General features: G+C 35.6%; 17 protein-coding genes. 12 read left to right on the top strand and 5 right to left on the bottom strand.

Features of this window, described 5'->3' with window-relative positions; translation table 11 throughout:
- The 6 genes from cphA to ACEYOS_RS04560 form a co-directional block, all read left to right on the top strand.
- Positions 1 to 2352 (top strand): cyanophycin synthetase (gene cphA / locus ACEYOS_RS04535; protein ID WP_373797523.1); only part of this gene is annotated, 2352 nt, incomplete at its 5' end.
- A 294-nt stretch (positions 2353 to 2646) separates the two neighbouring features.
- Positions 2647 to 3732: a DNA polymerase III subunit gamma/tau gene (gene dnaX / locus ACEYOS_RS04540; RefSeq protein ID WP_373709313.1), complete on the top strand. Its 1086-nt coding sequence runs from the start codon at positions 2647 to 2649 to the stop codon at positions 3730 to 3732.
- A 56-nt stretch (positions 3733 to 3788) separates the two neighbouring features.
- The gene (locus tag ACEYOS_RS04545) at positions 3789 to 4325 is read left to right on the top strand and encodes a hypothetical protein (protein WP_373709314.1); all 537 of its coding nucleotides are present in this window, start codon (positions 3789 to 3791) and stop codon (positions 4323 to 4325) included.
- Positions 4326 to 4349: 24 nt separating this feature from the next.
- Positions 4350 to 5417 carry a chorismate mutase gene (locus ACEYOS_RS04550; RefSeq protein ID WP_373709315.1) on the top strand — a complete coding sequence of 356 codons (1068 nt, stop codon included), beginning with the start codon at positions 4350 to 4352 and terminating at the stop codon, positions 5415 to 5417.
- Between the two features lie 37 nt (positions 5418 to 5454).
- Positions 5455 to 6381: a ribosome small subunit-dependent GTPase A gene (rsgA, locus tag ACEYOS_RS04555; RefSeq protein ID WP_373709316.1), complete on the top strand. Its 927-nt coding sequence runs from the start codon at positions 5455 to 5457 to the stop codon at positions 6379 to 6381.
- Positions 6382 to 6557: 176 nt separating this feature from the next.
- Entirely contained in the window at positions 6558 to 6977 is a 420-nt protein-coding gene (locus ACEYOS_RS04560; RefSeq protein WP_193812617.1) for a nucleoside-diphosphate kinase, read from the top strand.
- A gap of 106 nt (positions 6978 to 7083) precedes the next feature.
- Here the strand turns inward: ACEYOS_RS04560 and rpe are convergent, their stop codons facing one another.
- A complete protein-coding gene (gene rpe, locus ACEYOS_RS04565; RefSeq protein WP_373709317.1) occupies positions 7084 to 7734 on the bottom strand; it encodes a ribulose-phosphate 3-epimerase in 651 nt (216 codons plus the stop codon).
- Between the two features lie 328 nt (positions 7735 to 8062).
- Positions 8063 to 9139, bottom strand: a complete 1077-nt coding sequence (locus tag ACEYOS_RS04570) for a M42 family metallopeptidase (RefSeq protein ID WP_373709318.1) — start codon at positions 9137 to 9139, stop codon at positions 8063 to 8065.
- A gap of 55 nt (positions 9140 to 9194) precedes the next feature.
- On the opposite strand from ACEYOS_RS04570, the gene ACEYOS_RS04575 reads away from it, so the two are divergent.
- Entirely contained in the window at positions 9195 to 9899 is a 705-nt protein-coding gene (locus tag ACEYOS_RS04575; protein ID WP_373709319.1) for a DUF4294 domain-containing protein, read from the top strand.
- A gap of 1 nt (position 9900) precedes the next feature.
- Complete coding sequence (locus tag ACEYOS_RS04580) at positions 9901 to 10692, top strand: S1/P1 nuclease (protein ID WP_373709320.1); 792 nt, start codon at positions 9901 to 9903, stop codon at positions 10690 to 10692.
- On the opposite strand, the gene ACEYOS_RS04585 is transcribed toward ACEYOS_RS04580, so the two are convergent.
- Together ACEYOS_RS04585 and mnmD are read right to left on the bottom strand one after the other, a co-directional pair.
- Complete coding sequence (locus tag ACEYOS_RS04585) at positions 10687 to 11103, bottom strand: NUDIX hydrolase (RefSeq protein WP_373709321.1); 417 nt, start codon at positions 11101 to 11103, stop codon at positions 10687 to 10689. The genes ACEYOS_RS04580 and ACEYOS_RS04585 overlap by 6 nt on opposite strands.
- A 55-nt stretch (positions 11104 to 11158) precedes the next feature.
- Entirely contained in the window at positions 11159 to 11833 is a 675-nt protein-coding gene (mnmD, locus tag ACEYOS_RS04590) for a tRNA (5-methylaminomethyl-2-thiouridine)(34)-methyltransferase MnmD (protein ID WP_373709322.1), read from the bottom strand.
- Positions 11834 to 11917: 84 nt separating this feature from the next.
- On the opposite strand from mnmD, the gene ACEYOS_RS04595 reads away from it, so the two are divergent.
- From ACEYOS_RS04595 to ACEYOS_RS04605, 3 genes are all read left to right on the top strand, one after another.
- A complete protein-coding gene (locus ACEYOS_RS04595; RefSeq protein ID WP_373709323.1) occupies positions 11918 to 12991 on the top strand; it encodes a branched-chain amino acid aminotransferase in 1074 nt (357 codons plus the stop codon).
- Between the two features lie 97 nt (positions 12992 to 13088).
- Positions 13089 to 13598, top strand: coding sequence for an FKBP-type peptidyl-prolyl cis-trans isomerase (locus tag ACEYOS_RS04600; RefSeq protein ID WP_373709324.1), 510 nt, complete (start codon positions 13089 to 13091; stop codon positions 13596 to 13598).
- An 86-nt stretch (positions 13599 to 13684) separates the two neighbouring features.
- On the top strand, positions 13685 to 14737 hold the full coding sequence (locus ACEYOS_RS04605) for a peptidylprolyl isomerase (RefSeq protein WP_373709325.1): 1053 nt from the start codon (positions 13685 to 13687) through the stop codon (positions 14735 to 14737).
- Positions 14738 to 15168: 431 nt separating this feature from the next.
- On the opposite strand, the gene ACEYOS_RS04610 is transcribed toward ACEYOS_RS04605, so the two are convergent.
- Positions 15169 to 15996, bottom strand: coding sequence for an ion transporter (locus ACEYOS_RS04610; protein ID WP_373709326.1), 828 nt, complete (start codon positions 15994 to 15996; stop codon positions 15169 to 15171).
- Positions 15997 to 16053: 57 nt separating this feature from the next.
- On the opposite strand from ACEYOS_RS04610, the gene ACEYOS_RS04615 reads away from it, so the two are divergent.
- Complete coding sequence (locus ACEYOS_RS04615) at positions 16054 to 17151, top strand: Nif3-like dinuclear metal center hexameric protein (protein ID WP_373709327.1); 1098 nt, start codon at positions 16054 to 16056, stop codon at positions 17149 to 17151.
- Positions 17152 to 17261 lie beyond the last annotated feature (110 nt).

The raw sequence follows: 17261 nt of genomic DNA on the forward strand, positions 1-17261 counted from the left end.
ATGGATACTGGTTTTGGTAGAACACGGGAAACAAAAACTCCTGGTGTCTATAATGTGGTCTTTAGTTATTTAGAGGAAAATTCTGGAATTTACTCGGCCGAGCAATCGGTAGAGATCGCCAGATGTTTAATCGAAGCTCGTGATTACAGTCTTGAAGATTGCATCAGAAATTTAAAAGAAACGCGCGAGCGTGAAAGATTAGGACCATCTACTGGAAGCATTGTTCAGGAAGCGGTTGCTAGAAATATCCCTTGGATTAGATTGGGAAGAAATTCACTGGTTCAATTAGGATATGGGGTGAATCAAACCAGATTTCAAGCAACGATTACAGGAAATACAAGTTCAATTGCAGTTGATATTGCCTGTAATAAAGAACTGACCAAGAAAATGCTTGATGAAGCGGCCATCCCGGTTCCGACTGGAGATTTGGTACATGATGAAGAAGGTTTGGTAAGAGTTATTGAAAAAATTGGATATCCACTTGTTTTAAAGCCATTAGATGGAAACCATGGTAAAGGTTCTTCCATTAATGTAAATGATGTTGAGACTGCGATCGTAGGATTGGCGCACGCTCAGAACTTTTCTCAAAAGGTAATTGTAGAAAGATACATTACCGGATATGATTTCCGTATTTTGGTGATTAATCATAAAATGGTTGCTGCTGCCAGACGCGTTCCTGCTCATATTATTGGAGATGGTGATCTAAGTATTCAGGAATTAATCGATAAAGAAAATCTAGATCCAAGAAGAGGATATGGACACGAAAATGTTTTGACCGAAATCTTGGTTGATAAAGATACCAATGAACTTTTAGAAAAATTACATTATACTTTAGAAACGGTTCCTAAAAACGGTGAAATCGTTTATTTAAAATCGACTGCGAATCTATCAACAGGAGGAACTTCGATTGATGTCACCGACATGGTTCATCCAGAAAATATTGTCATGGCGGAAAGAGTTTCCAGGATCATCGGTTTAGATGTTGCTGGAATCGACATTATGGCAGAAAATCTAACTCAGCCTTTAAGAGAAAGTGGCGGGGCAATTTTAGAGGTAAATGCTGCGCCAGGATTTAGAATGCACTTGGCTCCGAGTGAAGGTTTACCAAGAAACGTTGCCGCGCCAGTGGTTGATATGTTATATCCACAAGGGAAACCTGTTCGTGTTCCGATTATTGCGGTAACGGGAACTAATGGTAAAACTACCACGACACGATTAATTTCTCACATTGTAAAAAATAATGGCTTTAGAGTAGGCTTCACCACGTCTGATGGAATCTATATTCAGAATACCATGTTGACCAAAGGAGACACAACAGGTCCGATCTCTGCTGAATTTATACTAAAAGATCCTACCGTAGAATTTGCCGTTTTAGAAACCGCACGAGGTGGAATTCTACGTTCTGGTTTAGGCTTCAGTTCTTGTGATATCGGTGTTTTAACCAATATTAAAGAGGATCATTTGGGAATGAATGATATTCATAATTTAAAAGACTTAACCAAAGTCAAAAGAGTCGTCATGGATTCGGTGAAAAAAGATGGTTGGAGTGTTTTAAATGCAGACGATGCTTATTCAATGAGATTGATGCCCGATTTGGATTCAAAAATCGCTATTTTCAGTTTAGATGAAAACAATCCTCATATTAAGAAGTTCGCCAAAGAAGGCAAAGTGACTTGTGTGTATGAAGAAGGTTTTATCACTATAAAAAAAGGAGATTGGAAAATTCGGGTCGCCAAAGCGAACAATATTCCGATTACGATGGAAGGGAAGGCCAAGTTCATGATCTCTAATGTTTTGGCAGCCAGTTTAGCAACTTATTTATACGGTTTCGAAATTGAAGATATCGCAAATTCACTGCGGACTTTTATTCCAAGTCCGATGTTGATGCCGGGAAGATTGAATATTTTTAAATTCAAAAAATTTCACGTCTTAATCGACTTTGCACATAATCCAGCAGGTTACGAAGCCATTGAAGATTATCTAAGCAACGTGGAAGCCACCAAAAAGATCGGAATTATTTCCGGAGTAGGCGACCGTCGTGATGAAGATATCAGGGAATGTGGTAAAATTGCTGGGCGTATGTTTGATTATATCATCATCAGAAATGAAAAACATTTGCGTGGCAGAACCGAAGAAGAAATCAATGATTTAATCATTTCCGGAATTCAGGAATCCGATAGTACGGTAAGTTATGAATGCATTCCAAAAGAGATTGAAGCCTTGAAACATGCGATGAGCATGGCAGAAGATGGCACATTCATTACCGCATTGAGCGACGTTGTAACCAATGCGATCGAATTGGTCCAGGAATATCAGATGCGCGAAATTTTGGACGAAGGCAAAATTAACTAAGTAGTTTTTGCTATTTATTTGGGCAGACATTTCCGTCTTCCATTCCCGCTTTTTTGCTCCACTTGCGTTTTGCAAAAAGAGCTTCATTCAAGCCGGGCTGCAGAGTCGGCCGTATTCAAAATTTAGATTTAGATCGAAAAGAAATAGAATCAACTCTCAAAATCAAAAGTTTTGAGAGTTTTTTTTATTGCTAGAATCATTGACTCTTATATCGATAGCAATTTTAGAAGATTTTAGCCATAATTATTCACGGCTTCTATTTTATATTCTCATTTATTTTCCTATTTTTGACCAATGGAAAATTTCGTTGTTTCTGCAAGAAAATACCGTCCGCAAGAGTTTGATACTGTTGTTGGGCAAGGTCATATTACAGAAACTCTGGAACACGCCATCGAAGAAAATCAATTGGCTCAAGCTTTACTTTTTTGTGGACCAAGAGGAGTTGGTAAAACGACCTGTGCCAGAATTCTTGCCCGAAAAATTAATGAGCGAGACGGTTCAACTTCAGAAGATGGTTTCGCATACAATATTTTCGAACTCGATGCGGCTTCCAATAATTCAGTTAACGACATTCGGGAACTGACCGACCAAGTTCGGTTCGCACCTCAAGTTGGGAAATATAAGATCTATATTATCGACGAGGTTCATATGTTGTCTCAAGCGGCTTTTAATGCCTTTTTGAAAACTTTGGAAGAACCGCCAGCGCACGCAATTTTTATCTTGGCAACGACCGAAAAGCATAAGATCATTCCTACAATATTATCACGTTGTCAGATCTATGATTTCAAGCGAATCACCATTGAGGATATCCAGATTCATTTGCAGAAAATAGCAGAGAAGGAAGGAATTCAATATGAAGACGACGCTCTTTATTTAATTGCTCAAAAAGCAGATGGAGCACTTCGCGACGCGCTTTCAATCTTTGATAGACTTTCCACTTTTTCGCAGAAAAATATTACGTTAGCAAAAGCAGCTGAAGTTTTGAATGTTCTGGATTACGAACAATATCTTTCTATTGTAGATTTAGCACACGAGAATAAAATCTCTGAAACTTTATTTGCTTTAAATGAAATTATTAAAAAAGGATTTGATCCGCATATTTTTATTGCAGGTTTAGGAAGCCATTTCCGTGATTTAATGATGGCACAAAATCCACAAACGGTAAGTTTGATTGAGGTTGGTGAAAAGACTAAAATTAAGTTTCTGGAGCAAAGCAAAAAATGGAACGCTCAGCAATTAGTTGATGCCATTGAAATTTGCAATCATGCCGACATTAATTATAAAAATTCCAAGAATCCTCGCTTGACTGTAGAAATTGCTTTGATGCAACTTTCTTCCTTATCTGCAAACACGGCAGATCCTAAAAAAAAAAGTATCTGATTTTAGCGCCATTTCTTAGTTCTGAAGTAATCATTACTTCTCCAGTTGCTAAAGAATTGCCTAAAGAAACTCCCAAAGAAATTCCTGAGGAAATTAAGAAAGTTGTTCTTAAAACTTCTGAACCGATCGGACTACCGAAAAAACCATCTCAATTTAGCATCAGTGCAGCTTTAACAAAATCAGAAGAAGCGCCGGAGAAAATAATCGATTCTACGAAGAAAGATTTACCAAGTCAGCATTTCAGCGAAACTGATTTACAAAATGAATGGAAAAAATTCTTGTTAGAACTTCAGGAGAAAGACATCATCGTTTACAATGCGATCAATTCTTTTAAGCTAAAAAAGAAAGAAGAGAATATAGTTGTAGTAACGTATCCATCAGAATCTGCAAAAGTAGAATTTGATAAAATACGGTCAGATTTCTTTAATCATTTTATGCACAAGGTCAACCATTTCAATATTAGCGTTGAATTTTCAGTTGACATTACCATGAAAAAAGAAATTATCACTAAACGAAAGATTTTCGATAAATTTGCCGAAATAAATCCAGTCCTCAAAGAATTAGACGATCTCTTTAAATTGGATTTTAATTAATTATAATACTTCTCAATCGATAATATGAACTTACAGAGCTTAGAAAACAACTGGATTAAAGAATTTTCCAAACCGTTAATTATTGCCGGTCCTTGCAGTGCAGAAAGTGAAGCACAGATGCTTGAAACCGGAAAACGAATCAAAGAATCAAATGCTGACGTTCCAATTTTCCGTGCCGGAATCTGGAAACCTAGAACAAAACCAAACGGTTTTGAAGGAGTAGGAGTGATCGGTTTGAACTGGTTGAAAAAAGTTAAAGAGGAGTACGGATTTAAAACGGCGACCGAAGTTGCAAATGCACATCACGTTGCTGCCGCTTTAGAAGCAGATGTTGACATTTTGTGGATCGGTGCGCGTTCTACCGTGAACCCTTTCACGGTGCAAGAAATTGCAGAAGCTTTAAAAGGAACGGATAAACCAGTGTTAGTTAAGAATCCGGTTAATCCAGATTTAGCTTTATGGATCGGTGCTTTAGAAAGATTATTAGGTCAGGATGTTAAAAATTTAGGCGTTCTTCACCGTGGTTTCTCAACGTACCAAAAAACGAAATATAGAAATATTCCTAACTGGCAGATTGCTTTAGACTTTAAAAATCAATATCCTAATATTCCAATGTTGGTGGATCCATCGCATATTTGTGGGAACAGGATTGGCTTGGCAGGAATCGCGCAGGAAGCTTTGAACGTTGGTTACGAAGGAATGATGATTGAAACACACTGTTCACCTGATGATGCATGGAGTGACGCTGCACAACAAATTACGCCTGAAACACTGTCTGATTTATTGCAAAATCTACAAGTTAGAAATTCTGATATTTCAGCGTTTGATGGAGAAATGGGACGTCATAGAACTTTAATTTCTGACTTAGATTTTCAGTTGATTGAATTGTTATCGCAAAGAATGAAGGTTTCTGAGCAGATCGGAAGTCTGAAAAAAGACAATAATATCGCTATTTTCCAACCAGAAAGATGGAAGGTAATTACAGAATACGCGACTCAAAAAGCGGATGAATCTGGAATGTCGGCAGAATTTATTGAAAAAGTTTTCAAAGCTATTCATGAAGAATCAATTGAAGTTCAGAATAGTATTTAATATAATTTTCAAATATAATTTTCGTCAATAATAATTCGTGAAAGGACTCATCACAAAATCCACCGGAAGTTGGTACCAGGTTTTAGAACATGAAACCGGAAGATTTTTCGAGGCGAGAATTCGGGGTAAATTTAAACTGATAAAAACCAGATTGACCAATCCGCTTGCGGTAGGCGATCTGGTTGAATTTTCTTTGGAACAGGATGATGTTGCCTGGATCACTAAAATCGAACCGCGCAAAAATTATCTGATTCGGAAAGCAGTTAATCTTTCTAAGGAAGCTCATATCATCGCGTCTAATATTGATATTGCATGTTTTATTTTCACGCTCAAACATCCTGAAACCTCTTATGGTTTTCTAGACCGATTTTTGGCCTGCTGCGAAGCATACAACATAAAGCCACTAATTTTATTCAATAAAATGGATGTTCTTTCTGAGGAAGAAAAGGAGATCACCATCGAAATAGAGGCACTTTATCAAAATATAGGCTACGAAACTTTAGAGATTTCTTCGTACTCAATGTTGAATTTAGAAGTATTAAAAAATAGGATCAAAGATAAAGTTTCTGTCTTTTTTGGACATTCAGGAAGTGGTAAATCTACTTTGGTCAATGCCATGCAACCTGGAGTCAATATCAAAACTTCTGAAATCTCCTCGACGCATTTAAAAGGAAAACATACCACGACTTTTGCCCAAATGCATTTTTGGAAATTTGGAGGAAGCGTTATCGATACGCCTGGTGTCCGCGAATTTGCAATGATCGACGTTGAGAAAGAAGAAATTCAACATTACTTTCCGGAGATATTTAAAACGGGTAGAAAATGTAAATTTCACAACTGTATGCACATCAATGAACCGAAGTGTGCCGTTTTGGAAGCCATCGAAGAAGGTGATATCGAGGAAACCCGTTATATTACTTACTTAAAAATCATGGAGGAAGCAGAAGAGAATTCTGCGGTATAAAAAAACCCAGCCGAAGCTGGGTAAAAACTAATAACCATGAAAACTCAAATTAAACATGAGAATCGGAAATAAATTTACAACTTCCGTGCCAAATAAATTTGACAGCTCTCGGTAAGAATTTTCGGTACAAATATATAAAAATTTTTGTACTTTTGCGCCACAATAAAACAAGATTTATGTCAGGCAAAATTACATTCACCATGATCAAACCAGATGCTGTAGCAGATGGACATATTGGTGCTATTTTAGGAAAAATTTCAGAGGCTGGTTACAAAGTGAAAGCTTTGAAATTGACACAGCTTACAAATGCAGATGCGAAAAAATTCTACGAGGTTCATGCTGAAAGACCTTTCTACGGAGAGTTGGTTGACTTTATGAGTTCAGGACCTATCGTTGCTGCAGTTTTGGAAAAAGACAATGCAGTTGAAGATTTCAGAACTTTAATCGGCGCAACTAATCCAGCAGATGCTGCGGAAGGAACGATTAGAAAAATGTTTGCAAGAAGCGTAGGTGAGAATGCTGTACACGGTTCAGATTCAGACGAAAATGCTTTAATTGAAGCAAGTTTCCACTTCTCTGGAAGAGAAATTTTCTAAAAAAAAATAAATATCTGATATCAAATTTTTGATGCAGGATTTTAAAAACAAACCCTTTTAGTTTCCGCTAAAAGGGTTTTCTGTTTTTACAAATATTTCTACAATTTTATAACTTCAGTAATTCAATTGTTCTTGCAGGATCTTCAGAAGAAAACACAGCATTTCCGGCGACCAGAACATCTGCTCCTGCCTCGAAGAGTTTAGCAGCATTGTCCAGATTCACGCCACCATCAATTTGAATTAAAGCCGTAGAATTGTTCGATAGAATTAAATCTTTAGTTTCAGCGATTTTCTTGTAGGTGTTTTCAATGAATTTCTGTCCACCAAATCCTGGATTTACGCTCATTATTAAAACAAGATCTACATCAGCAATAATATCTTCCAACATTAAAACAGGTGTCGAAGGATTTAAAACGACGCCCGCTTTAGCTCCTTTTTCCTGAATAAGATTAATCGTTCTGTTCAGATGAACACAAGCTTCATAATGTACAGAGATTAAATCGGCACCATATTCAATAAATTCTTCTACATACTTTTCAGGTTCTACGATCATTAAATGTACGTCAACAAATTTATTTGCGTGTTGCTGCACGGTTTTCATTACCGGAAACCCAAACGAAATATTAGGAACGAATCGTCCATCCATCACATCTACGTGAAGCCAGTCGGCTTGAGATTTATTCAACATTTCAATGTCTCGTTGCAAATTCCCAAAATCTGCAGAAAGAAGTGAAGGTGAGATTAATTTTGTTTTCATTTTTTACTTTTTATATTTAGCCTATGGAAAAGCTGTTGTTATGGGTAATATAATAGTCGACAAGATAACTAATAATTATAATTGCTTCATATATCGAAAGCCAAAACCGATTGATTACTTTTAATAAAACTCTGTCTACTGTTATCAATAAAATTAAGAATAAAAGACCTATTAATAACAAAACAACTCCTAAACTCCCGCCACCGCCCAAATCGACGAATAATAGAAGATAAAGGGTTACTAATAATAATGGAAAGAAGCTGATCATTCCAACAATAGAAACAAAAGTTGGTCTTGTATATAAATCTTTAAAATGTTCTTTCACGTTTTAATGATATTTTAAAGACATATCTGGTTTTATTTTTAGTAAAGTTTCATAGATCAACTGGATCACATTTGCTACATCATCCTGCGCGACCATTTCCACCGTCGTGTGCATATAACGTAACGGAAGTGAAATTAAAGCTGAAGGAACACCGCCGTTGGAGTGAGCAAAAGCATCCGTATCCGTTCCCGTTGCTCTACTGGCTGCTGCTCTTTGGAAAGGAATCTTTTTTGTTTTTGCTGTTTCTACAATTAATTCGCGAATGTTGTGATGAATGCTAGGAGCAAAGAAAATAACCGGACCGTCACCACATTTAGTGTCGCCTTCTTTCTTCTTTTCGATCATTGGAGTAGAAGTGTCGTGGGTAACATCGGTAATAATTGCGATATTCGGTTTAATGGTATCTGCGATCATATTGGCGCCGTATAAACCTACTTCTTCCTGAACAGAATTCGTAATGTATAATCCGAATGGAAGTTTCTTTTTGTTCTCCTTTAATAATCTCGCCACTTCAGCGATCATGAATCCGCCAACTCGGTTATCCAAGGCGCGAGAAACAAAATATTTATCATTCAACTGAAAGAATTCATCAGGATACGTGATCATAGTGCCTACGAAAACACCTAATTCTTCGACTTCTTTTTTAGTGGAACATCCACAATCGATGAAAATATTATCTAATTTCGGAACAGGTTCATCAGAGTTAACCCCTCTGGTATGAATTGCTGGCCAGCCAAAAACTCCTTTTACAACTCCTTTTTCACCATGTAAATGAACCACTTTAGAAGGCGCGATCATTTGATCCGAGCCACCATTTCTAATAACATAAATGAGACCTTCATCAGTGATATAATTAACGTACCAGGAAATTTCATCAGCGTGTGCTTCTATGACAACTCTGAATTCTGCGTCAGGGTTAATGATTCCGTAACAAGTACCGTAATGATCTACTTCGATTTTATCAACGTAGGGTTTTAAATAATCCATCCAGATTTTCTGGCCATTATGTTCATAACCTGTTGGAGATGCGGTGTTTAAATAAGTTTCTAAAAACTTTATTGATTTGTCTTCAAATTTCATGAGAAAGGAATGAATTTTGTTAGGTTAAATTTTGATTTTATAGAAGGTAAAAATAATGAATTTTAACAAACTGATCTTATTATTTCTTCTGTTTTTCGGACTTCATGTAAACGCGCAACAGGATTTAACGACCTTAAAACCAATTAGCCAATACCCACCTGAACTTCTTAAAACAGACGAATATGGAAATAAATATTACTATGATGCGAGTCAGAAGGCAAGAATCTATGAAATAGATGGCGAAAACGTTGTGGTGATGGACGAGCTAATGTTAAAGAATAAACCACGGTTCAACAATCAACTTGATCAAAATTATTATTATTTTCTTAATAAAAAACTGAATCGCGTTTATCCACTTTTTTTGACGGCTCTGGAACAATATGAAGATATTCAGGACGAAATGCAGACGCTTGATAAAACTTCTCAAAAGAAATATGTGAGTCAACGGCAAAATGATTTAGCCAATCAATACGAGATACAACTGAGGGATTTAACAACCACTGAAGGAAGAGTTTTTGCTAAATTAATGAATCGTGCTACCGGCAAAACGGTGTACGACATTATTAAAGAACTCCGAGGAGGGTGGAGCGCTTTTTGGTGGAATGTCAAAGGCAATATTGCAGATGTAAGTCTAAAAGAACCTTACGATCCACATGTAAATAGAAGTGATGAATTTATAGAATCATTGCTCCAAAGTAATTGGAATAGCGGATATTTGCAACCTTATCCTGGGTATCTTACCTTTAAAGTTAAAAAATAATATGAACAAAATTTTAAAAAACTCAATGTTGGCAGTTGCTTTATTGAGTTTTAACTTCGGTTATTCATGGGGAACAACCGGTCACAGAGTTATTGCAGAAATTGCACAAAATCATCTTTCAGGTAAATCAAAAAGAAGTTTAAAGAAAATTATTGGCGATCAAAAATTAGCCTATTGGGCGAATTGGCCGGATAATATCAAAGCAGATACCACCGGAGTTTGGAAACCTACAGAACGTTGGCATTACGTAAATGTGAGTCCTCAAAGTAATATTAAACAATTTACAGACAGTTTAAAGGCACAACAAGGCCCGAATATTTACACTCAGATTAAAGTTCTTTCTGACCAAATTAAAGATAAAAAAACATCACCTCAAGATCGGGAAATCGCTTTAAGATTTTTGATTCATTTGGCTGGCGACGCTGCTCAACCAATGCATGTTGGGCGTTTTGAGGATTTGGGAGGAAATAGAATTAAATTAAATTATTTTGGAGCATCAACCAATTTACATTCTTTATGGGATTCGAAAATGGTAGATTTCGAAAAATACAGTTATACAGAATATGCAAGAGTTTTAGACGTAAAATCGAAAGAAGAAGTCAAAACGATTCAGCTGGGAACGTTAGAAGATTGGTTGTATGACAGTCAAAAAGCGGCAAACAGAATCTACGCGAATTCCAAACCAGACTCTAATTATTCCTACGATTATAATTATAAATTTCAACCTCTAGTTGAGCGTCAATTATTATATGGAGGCTTGAGATTGGCGAAAATTTTAAACGAAGTTTTATAGAAATTTTTTCTTTAGGACATCGAAAACAATTTTATCAATTGGTAAAGGAAATGGGTTTTCTTCGGTCTCGAGGGAAACCCATTCTATTTTGTCGATACACGGATCCATAATTAAGAGTTCATTTTCATCGATCATTTCTGCGAGATAATAAATAGTTAGAAGTTGTTCACTATTTCTGAATTTCGACACCAAAAAATCTTCTTGGGTATATAAATGTTCAATATTCTTAACTTTAACATTGAGTTCCTCATCCAATTCTCTTTGAACGCATTCCAGGACACTTTCGCCAAATTCTAAACCTCCGCCAGGAAACTTCATGAGCTGCTCACCAACATATTCCTCATGTAAAACAAGTACTTTATTATCTTTCACAATTGTGGCATAGACTCTCACATTTATTTTATCAATCATAATTTTTCTTATTTTTTTTGAACAGAAACAAAGTTAGGAATTTTTAAAAAATCTCTTAATTCTTAATAGCATTAATCATTTCGCGTTTTCCTGGAGGTCCGGCTTTCTTTTCAACATTAAAATTAAGTTCTTTTAAAATACGTCTAACACTACCTTTAGAGGAGTAGGTGGTCAGTAATCCACCTATTTTCATTTTGTTCGCGACCATTTCGAATATCGGCTTTTCCCATAAATCGGGTTGTACTCTCGCACCGAAACAGTCAAAATAAACCAAATTGATTTTCGGCATTTCAATACTCTCGAGTTCAAAGAAATCACAGTGATATTTCGTAAGAAAAAAATTGGGTATTATTTCGATCGATTCATTCCAGTTACAGCTGTGAATTCGTTGATTAATTTCATCCATTTCTGGTTTTTGAAAAATAGAGGCGTAATCTAATTCTTTAACTTCTTCTTCATTTACGGGATATTTTTCTATAGTAAAATAATGGATGATATGATTTTTATCAGTTTTCATAAACTCATCAATTGTGACTAAAACATTAAGACCTGTTCCTAAACCAAGTTCTAAAATGTTAATTTCATAATCATATATTAAATTAAAGCCATTATCAATAAATACATGTTGAGCTTCTTGAAGGGCTCCGTGATGGGAATGATAGTTTTCATTTAAATCATTGATATATAATGTTTTGCTTCCGTCTGATGTGGTTCTTATTTCTCTTTCCATGACAATTTTTTCCAAAATTAATTTAAAATTTTGATATTTAAAAAATTATTATAAATTTGTAGAACATCAATAAAAATTTTAAAAATGATAATTCAAAAATCTACTCATCCAAGAATTTCCGAATTTGATCCAGAGAACTTTTCTTTTGGAAATATGTTTAGTGATCATATGATTATTTGTGAATATGAAGATGGAAAATGGGGTGATGTAAAACTAATGCCTTACGGACCGCTTCCTTTCACTCCAGCAATGATGGGAGTTAACTACGGACAAGCGTGTTTCGAAGGTATGAAAGCTTATAAAGACAAAGATGGTCAAGTTTTTATTTTTAGACCCGAAAAGAATTTTTCGAGAATTAATAAATCTGCGACCAGACTTGCAATGCCAGAAATTCCGGCGGAAGTATTTTTAGAAGGTTTAAAAGCTTTGGTTGATTTAGATAGAGATTGGATTCCTTTCGGAGAAGGAAACTCATTATATATTCGTCCGCTTATTTTCGCTACAGAAGAAGCATTAAAAGCAAGAATCGCTAATAAATATATGTTTGCAATTGTGGCAACACCTGCCAAAAGTTATTATTCAGCGCCAGTTTCGGTAAAAATTTCAGATTATTATTCCAGAGCGGCAAACGGTGGAGTAGGTTTCGCAAAAGCTGCTGGTAATTATGCTGCCTCTTTCTACCCAACAAAATTGGCTAACGACGAAGGTTACGAGCAAATTATCTGGACTGATGATTCTACGCATGAATATTTCGAAGAGAGTGGAACAATGAATGTATTCGTTAGAATTAATGACACGATTTACACGCCACCGACTTCAGAAAAAATCTTAGACGGCGTTACCAGAGACAGTTTTATACAGTTAGCTCAAAAAAGAGGAATTGATTTGAAAGTAGAACCGATATCTGTAAAAGCAGTAGTTGAAGCTCACAAAAACGGTTCTCTTAAAGAAGTTTGGGGTGTTGGGACAGCAGTTGTTACAACGGTTTTCAAAGCAATCGGATACCAAGGTGAAAAATTAGAATTGCCATTATTATCTCTAGAAGATAGTTTTGCCTTAACGCTTCAAAAAGATTTGGTTGATCTTCAAACCAATGTTGCTGAAGATCCTTTTGGATGGAGAGTTTTAGTAGAGAAAAATATTTTAGAAACTGTTTAAGTTTCAATTAAAATTGCAATTAAAACCGGGAATACTTTCTTCTCGGTTTTTTCGTTTTTAAATGTGATTCGAATTGCTTATTTTCGCAAAAGTTTTTATGAAAAAATTGATCCTGTTTTCTTCGTTTATTTTAGTTGGGTGTATAAAACATGCGCCAGCTTATCCGCCGGTAGGTGGCATATTGAGTCAAAAAGATCTGGATATTTCAAAAAACAGGTCCAAAAATCTTAATCAAATAGAACGGGTTCAGATCGAAGACTGGATTAAAAATCAGCAGGAATCGTTCTATCCAATGAGTATGAACTACTGGGTCAACGATAAAAATCTTCAGCTTCAAAGTAGGAAAAGTAATGGCGAAGAAATTTCTTACCAGTATGATATTTACGATTTTGACTGTGAAAAACTATACGAAACTCCGAAACAGAATAAAAACGTGATTTTTGGTCGTTTTGAAGAGTTGAAACCCGTGGAAGATGCTTTAAGATACATGGGGAAAAACCAGGAAGTAACATTATTAATTCCTTCTGCTTTAGGATATGGAACTTACGGCGACAATGATCAGATTTCAAATGATATGCCTTTAATAATTAAATTAAAAGTACTTTAAAAATATTGTTATTTATGTTAAAAAAGAATTTATTAATCGCGATAGCAGCGATTTCGATAACAAGTTGCACCCCAATTTATAAAAAAATGAACGTAGACAAAGAAACTTACGCAGGTCTTAAAGATGGACTTTATGCCAATTTCCAAACTTCAAAAGGAAATATGATTGTAAAACTAGAAGACGAAAAAGCACCAGTTACGGTTGCCAATTTTGTTGGATTAGCTGAAGGTAAAATTGATAACAAAGCGAAAGCGAAAGGTGTTCCTTTCTATGACGGAACCATTTTCCACCGAGTGATCAAAGACTTTATGATTCAGGGAGGCGATCCTAAAGGAACAGGAATGGGCGATCCAGGTTACAAATTCGATGACGAAAAAAACGACCTACAGCATAAAGGAAAAGGAATTCTTTCTATGGCGAATTCAGGACCAAATACCAATGGTTCTCAATTCTTCATTACCGAAGTTCCGACTCCTCATTTAGATGGTAGACACACTATTTTCGGTGAAGTGGTAAACGGTCTTGAAGTGATTGATTCTATCGCTACGGTTGAAAAAGGAGCCCAGGATAAACCTAGAACTGATGTAGTTTTAGAAAAAGTGGCCATTTTCTCTAAAGGTGACGAGTACAAAACTTACGACGCCGCTAAAATCTTCTCTGAAGGAAAAGGAAAGATTAAAGAAAATAACAAAGCTATTCTTGATAAAATAGAAGCTGATAAGAAAAAGAAAGCAGAAGAATTCGCAGCTAATCAACAGAAATTGGTTGATGATTTGAAAGCGACGATGCAGGCAACTCCATCTGGATTATACTACAAAATCACGGAAGCAACTGATGGTAAGAAAGCCAACGTTGGAGATAATGTTTCTGTACACTATGCAGGAAAATTAGTTGACGGGACAGAATTCGATTCTTCTTTCAAAAGAAATGAGCCGATTGAAATTCCAATTGGAGTAGGACAGGTCATTAAAGGTTGGGACGAAGGAATTCTACTATTAAAAGAAGGCGAATCTGCAACATTGCTAATTCCATCAGAACTTGGATATGGAGCGAATGGCGCAGGAGGAATTATTCCACCAAATGCTTGGTTGATATTTGACGTAAAATTGGTAAAAGTGAATACCAGTTTAGAAAGATAATCGTAAGAAAACCAGTTCGAATTACATAGCACTTCAATTAATTGAGGTGCTTTTTTTGTGCAGTATATATCGGCTAACTCTTAACGATTAGGTTAAATATACTATAAAAGAAAAGGTGTTTTAACTGCGGAAAGTGGAACTCCAATGCCCTATATTTGTTCAAGAAAAAGAAAGACATTGGATAGAAATTTATTTCCTTATTATTTTAAACTTAGAAAACACAACAGGTTGAAAATTGGATTTTAAATTAAATCTCATGTGAAATTTAAAAGTTTTAATAATAGTTAATCTTATAACAGGGTAAAAACTACTAACCATTAACCAACACAAATGATGATTTTTTGGTTTTTCTCAGCAGATTTAAGATTAATTTAAAAGAAACAAGTGATTGAAAAAAAGGGAAGGTGCATTACTACAATGCACCTTTTTTATTATACTATTTTCTCACCGCAGATTTTGCAAAATCTAGAATCATCATCAATGTCATTATTGCCACAGCGATCACACATCTTGCCGATTTCTTGGCGTTTGTTTCGCATTTCCGCCGTCACAATTCCGGTCGGAACTGCAATGATTGAATAACCTGCAAGCATTAATAACACTGATAGAAATTTCCCCAATGGTGTTCCTGGTGAAACGTCACCGTAACCAACGGTAGTAACAGTAACAACTGCCCAGTAAACACTTTGCGGAATGCTTTCAAAACCTTCTCTATGACCTTCAACCATAAACATCATTGAACCAACGATGACCGAGAAAATCATTAAGAACAACAAGAAAATATAGATTTTTCTAGAACTGTTTTTTAAAGCCCGAACGATGAAATACCCATCGTTCATAAAATCCATTAAATTTAAAATTCTAAAGATCCTCAACATTCTAAGCATTCTTATAATTAAGAAATACTTGGTGAGCGGAATAAATAAACTTAAATAAAAAGGAAGGATTGCGAGAAAATCGATGATTCCGAAAAAACTAAATATATAGTCTTTCTTATTTTTAATGGTCATCACTCTCAATATATATTCCACCGTAAAAACCGCGGTGATAACGATCTCGACAATTACAAAGACATTGTGAAGCTTCGCATCAAAAATTCGCACACTTTCCATCATAACGATGAACGTGCTGAGAACGATCAGTATCAGTAAAAAAATGTCAAAAAGTTTACCCAATTTGGTATCCGATTTGAAAATAATCCGGAACAGTTTACGTTTCCAGCGGACGCGCTCCGGCATAAAATTATGTTCTCTTTCCATTGATATTCGCGATATAATTACAAATTTAATCCTTAAATTCGTTGCAAACATAACAAAATGACCGTTAACGAAGTAATTTCTGTCTTAAAAAGTACTATTCCTTTGGCGCAAGCTGAAGATTTTGACAACGTAGGTTTGCTTTGCGGAAATTTAGAGCGAGAAGTATCGGGAATTTTGGTCTGTCATGATGCCTTAGAAAATGTAGTGGATGAGGCGGTTGCTAAAGGATTTAATTTGATCGTGACTTTTCATCCGATTATTTTTTCAGGATTAAAATCAATTACAGGTAAAAATTATGTAGAAAAGTCAATTCTAAAAGCGATTGAAAATAAGATTGCTATTTATGCGATCCATACGGCGTTCGACAATGATTTCTTTGGCGTGAATTATAGAATCTGCCAAGAGCTTGGATTGAAAAATCAAAAAGTTCTAATGCCAAAACAACAACAACTTCATCAACTGCAAGTTTTTGTACCACAAGATTTTTCAGAAAAGGTAAAAAATGCTTTGTTCGAAGCAGGTGCTGGTAATATTGGTTTTTATGATGAATGTAGTTTCTCGGTTTCAGGAAGTGGTACTTTCAGACCGATTGAAGGTTCAAGTCCCTTTTCGGGAAAGCATGATATTCAGGAAAATTCAGATGAAGTTGCAATTTCTGTTATTTACGAAAGTTATAAAAAGAATCAAATTTTAGCTGCGATGAAATCAGTGCATCCTTACGAAGAAGTGGCGTATCAAATTATTCAGTTAGAAAATGAAAATCAATTTTTGGGCTCAGGAAGATTTGGCGAATTGGAAGTAGCGATGGATGAAGAACAATTTTTAATTTTGGTTAAAGATAAATTTAATTTAAAAGCTATTCGCCATTCCAATTTCACCAATAAAAAAATTAAAAGGATAGGAGTTTTGGGTGGAAGTGGCGCCAGTGGAATAGGAGCTGCAATTTCTCAAAATTGTGACGCTTATTTAACTGGTGATCTTAAATATCATGATTATTTTCAAGGAGAAGACAAAATTTTGATCTGCGACATCGGCCATTTTGAATCTGAACAATTTGTTACTGAGCATTTAGTTGAGATTTTATCACAAAAATTCACTACCTTTGCAGTCTCAAAATCTACCGAGAAAACCAACCCTGTAAACTATTTTTTATAAAATATGGCTAAAAAAACAGTAGAAATCGCCGTGGAAGACAAACTAAGAGCACTTTACGACCTACAAATTATTGATTCAAGATTAGACGAAATCCGTAGCACAAGAGGCGA

It is taken from the genome of Kaistella sp., from assembly GCF_041824135.1.
Taxonomy (GTDB): Bacteria; Bacteroidota; Bacteroidia; order Flavobacteriales; family Weeksellaceae; genus Kaistella.

What these genes read in the sequence shown, in the direction of transcription:
- mnmD (WP_373709322.1), bottom strand. Translation starts at nt 11,833, where the DNA reads ATGGAAAGAGAAATAAGAACCACATCAGACGGAAGCAAAACATTATAT.
- ACEYOS_RS04575 (WP_373709319.1), top strand. Translation starts at nt 9,195, where the DNA reads ATGAATTTTAACAAACTGATCTTATTATTTCTTCTGTTTTTCGGACTT.
- ACEYOS_RS04605 (WP_373709325.1), top strand. Translation starts at nt 13,685, where the DNA reads ATGAACGTAGACAAAGAAACTTACGCAGGTCTTAAAGATGGACTTTAT.
- ACEYOS_RS04600 (WP_373709324.1), top strand. Translation starts at nt 13,089, where the DNA reads ATGAAAAAATTGATCCTGTTTTCTTCGTTTATTTTAGTTGGGTGTATA.
- ACEYOS_RS04610 (WP_373709326.1), bottom strand. Translation starts at nt 15,996, where the DNA reads ATGGAAAGAGAACATAATTTTATGCCGGAGCGCGTCCGCTGGAAACGT.
- ACEYOS_RS04550 (WP_373709315.1), top strand. Translation starts at nt 4,350, where the DNA reads ATGAACTTACAGAGCTTAGAAAACAACTGGATTAAAGAATTTTCCAAA.
- ACEYOS_RS04560 (WP_193812617.1), top strand. Translation starts at nt 6,558, where the DNA reads ATGTCAGGCAAAATTACATTCACCATGATCAAACCAGATGCTGTAGCA.
- ACEYOS_RS04595 (WP_373709323.1), top strand. Translation starts at nt 11,918, where the DNA reads ATGATAATTCAAAAATCTACTCATCCAAGAATTTCCGAATTTGATCCA.
- rpe (WP_373709317.1), bottom strand. Translation starts at nt 7,734, where the DNA reads ATGAAAACAAAATTAATCTCACCTTCACTTCTTTCTGCAGATTTTGGG.
- dnaX (WP_373709313.1), top strand. Translation starts at nt 2,647, where the DNA reads ATGGAAAATTTCGTTGTTTCTGCAAGAAAATACCGTCCGCAAGAGTTT.
- ACEYOS_RS04615 (WP_373709327.1), top strand. Translation starts at nt 16,054, where the DNA reads ATGACCGTTAACGAAGTAATTTCTGTCTTAAAAAGTACTATTCCTTTG.
- ACEYOS_RS04570 (WP_373709318.1), bottom strand. Translation starts at nt 9,139, where the DNA reads ATGAAATTTGAAGACAAATCAATAAAGTTTTTAGAAACTTATTTAAAC.
- ACEYOS_RS04585 (WP_373709321.1), bottom strand. Translation starts at nt 11,103, where the DNA reads ATGATTGATAAAATAAATGTGAGAGTCTATGCCACAATTGTGAAAGAT.
- ACEYOS_RS04580 (WP_373709320.1), top strand. Translation starts at nt 9,901, where the DNA reads ATGAACAAAATTTTAAAAAACTCAATGTTGGCAGTTGCTTTATTGAGT.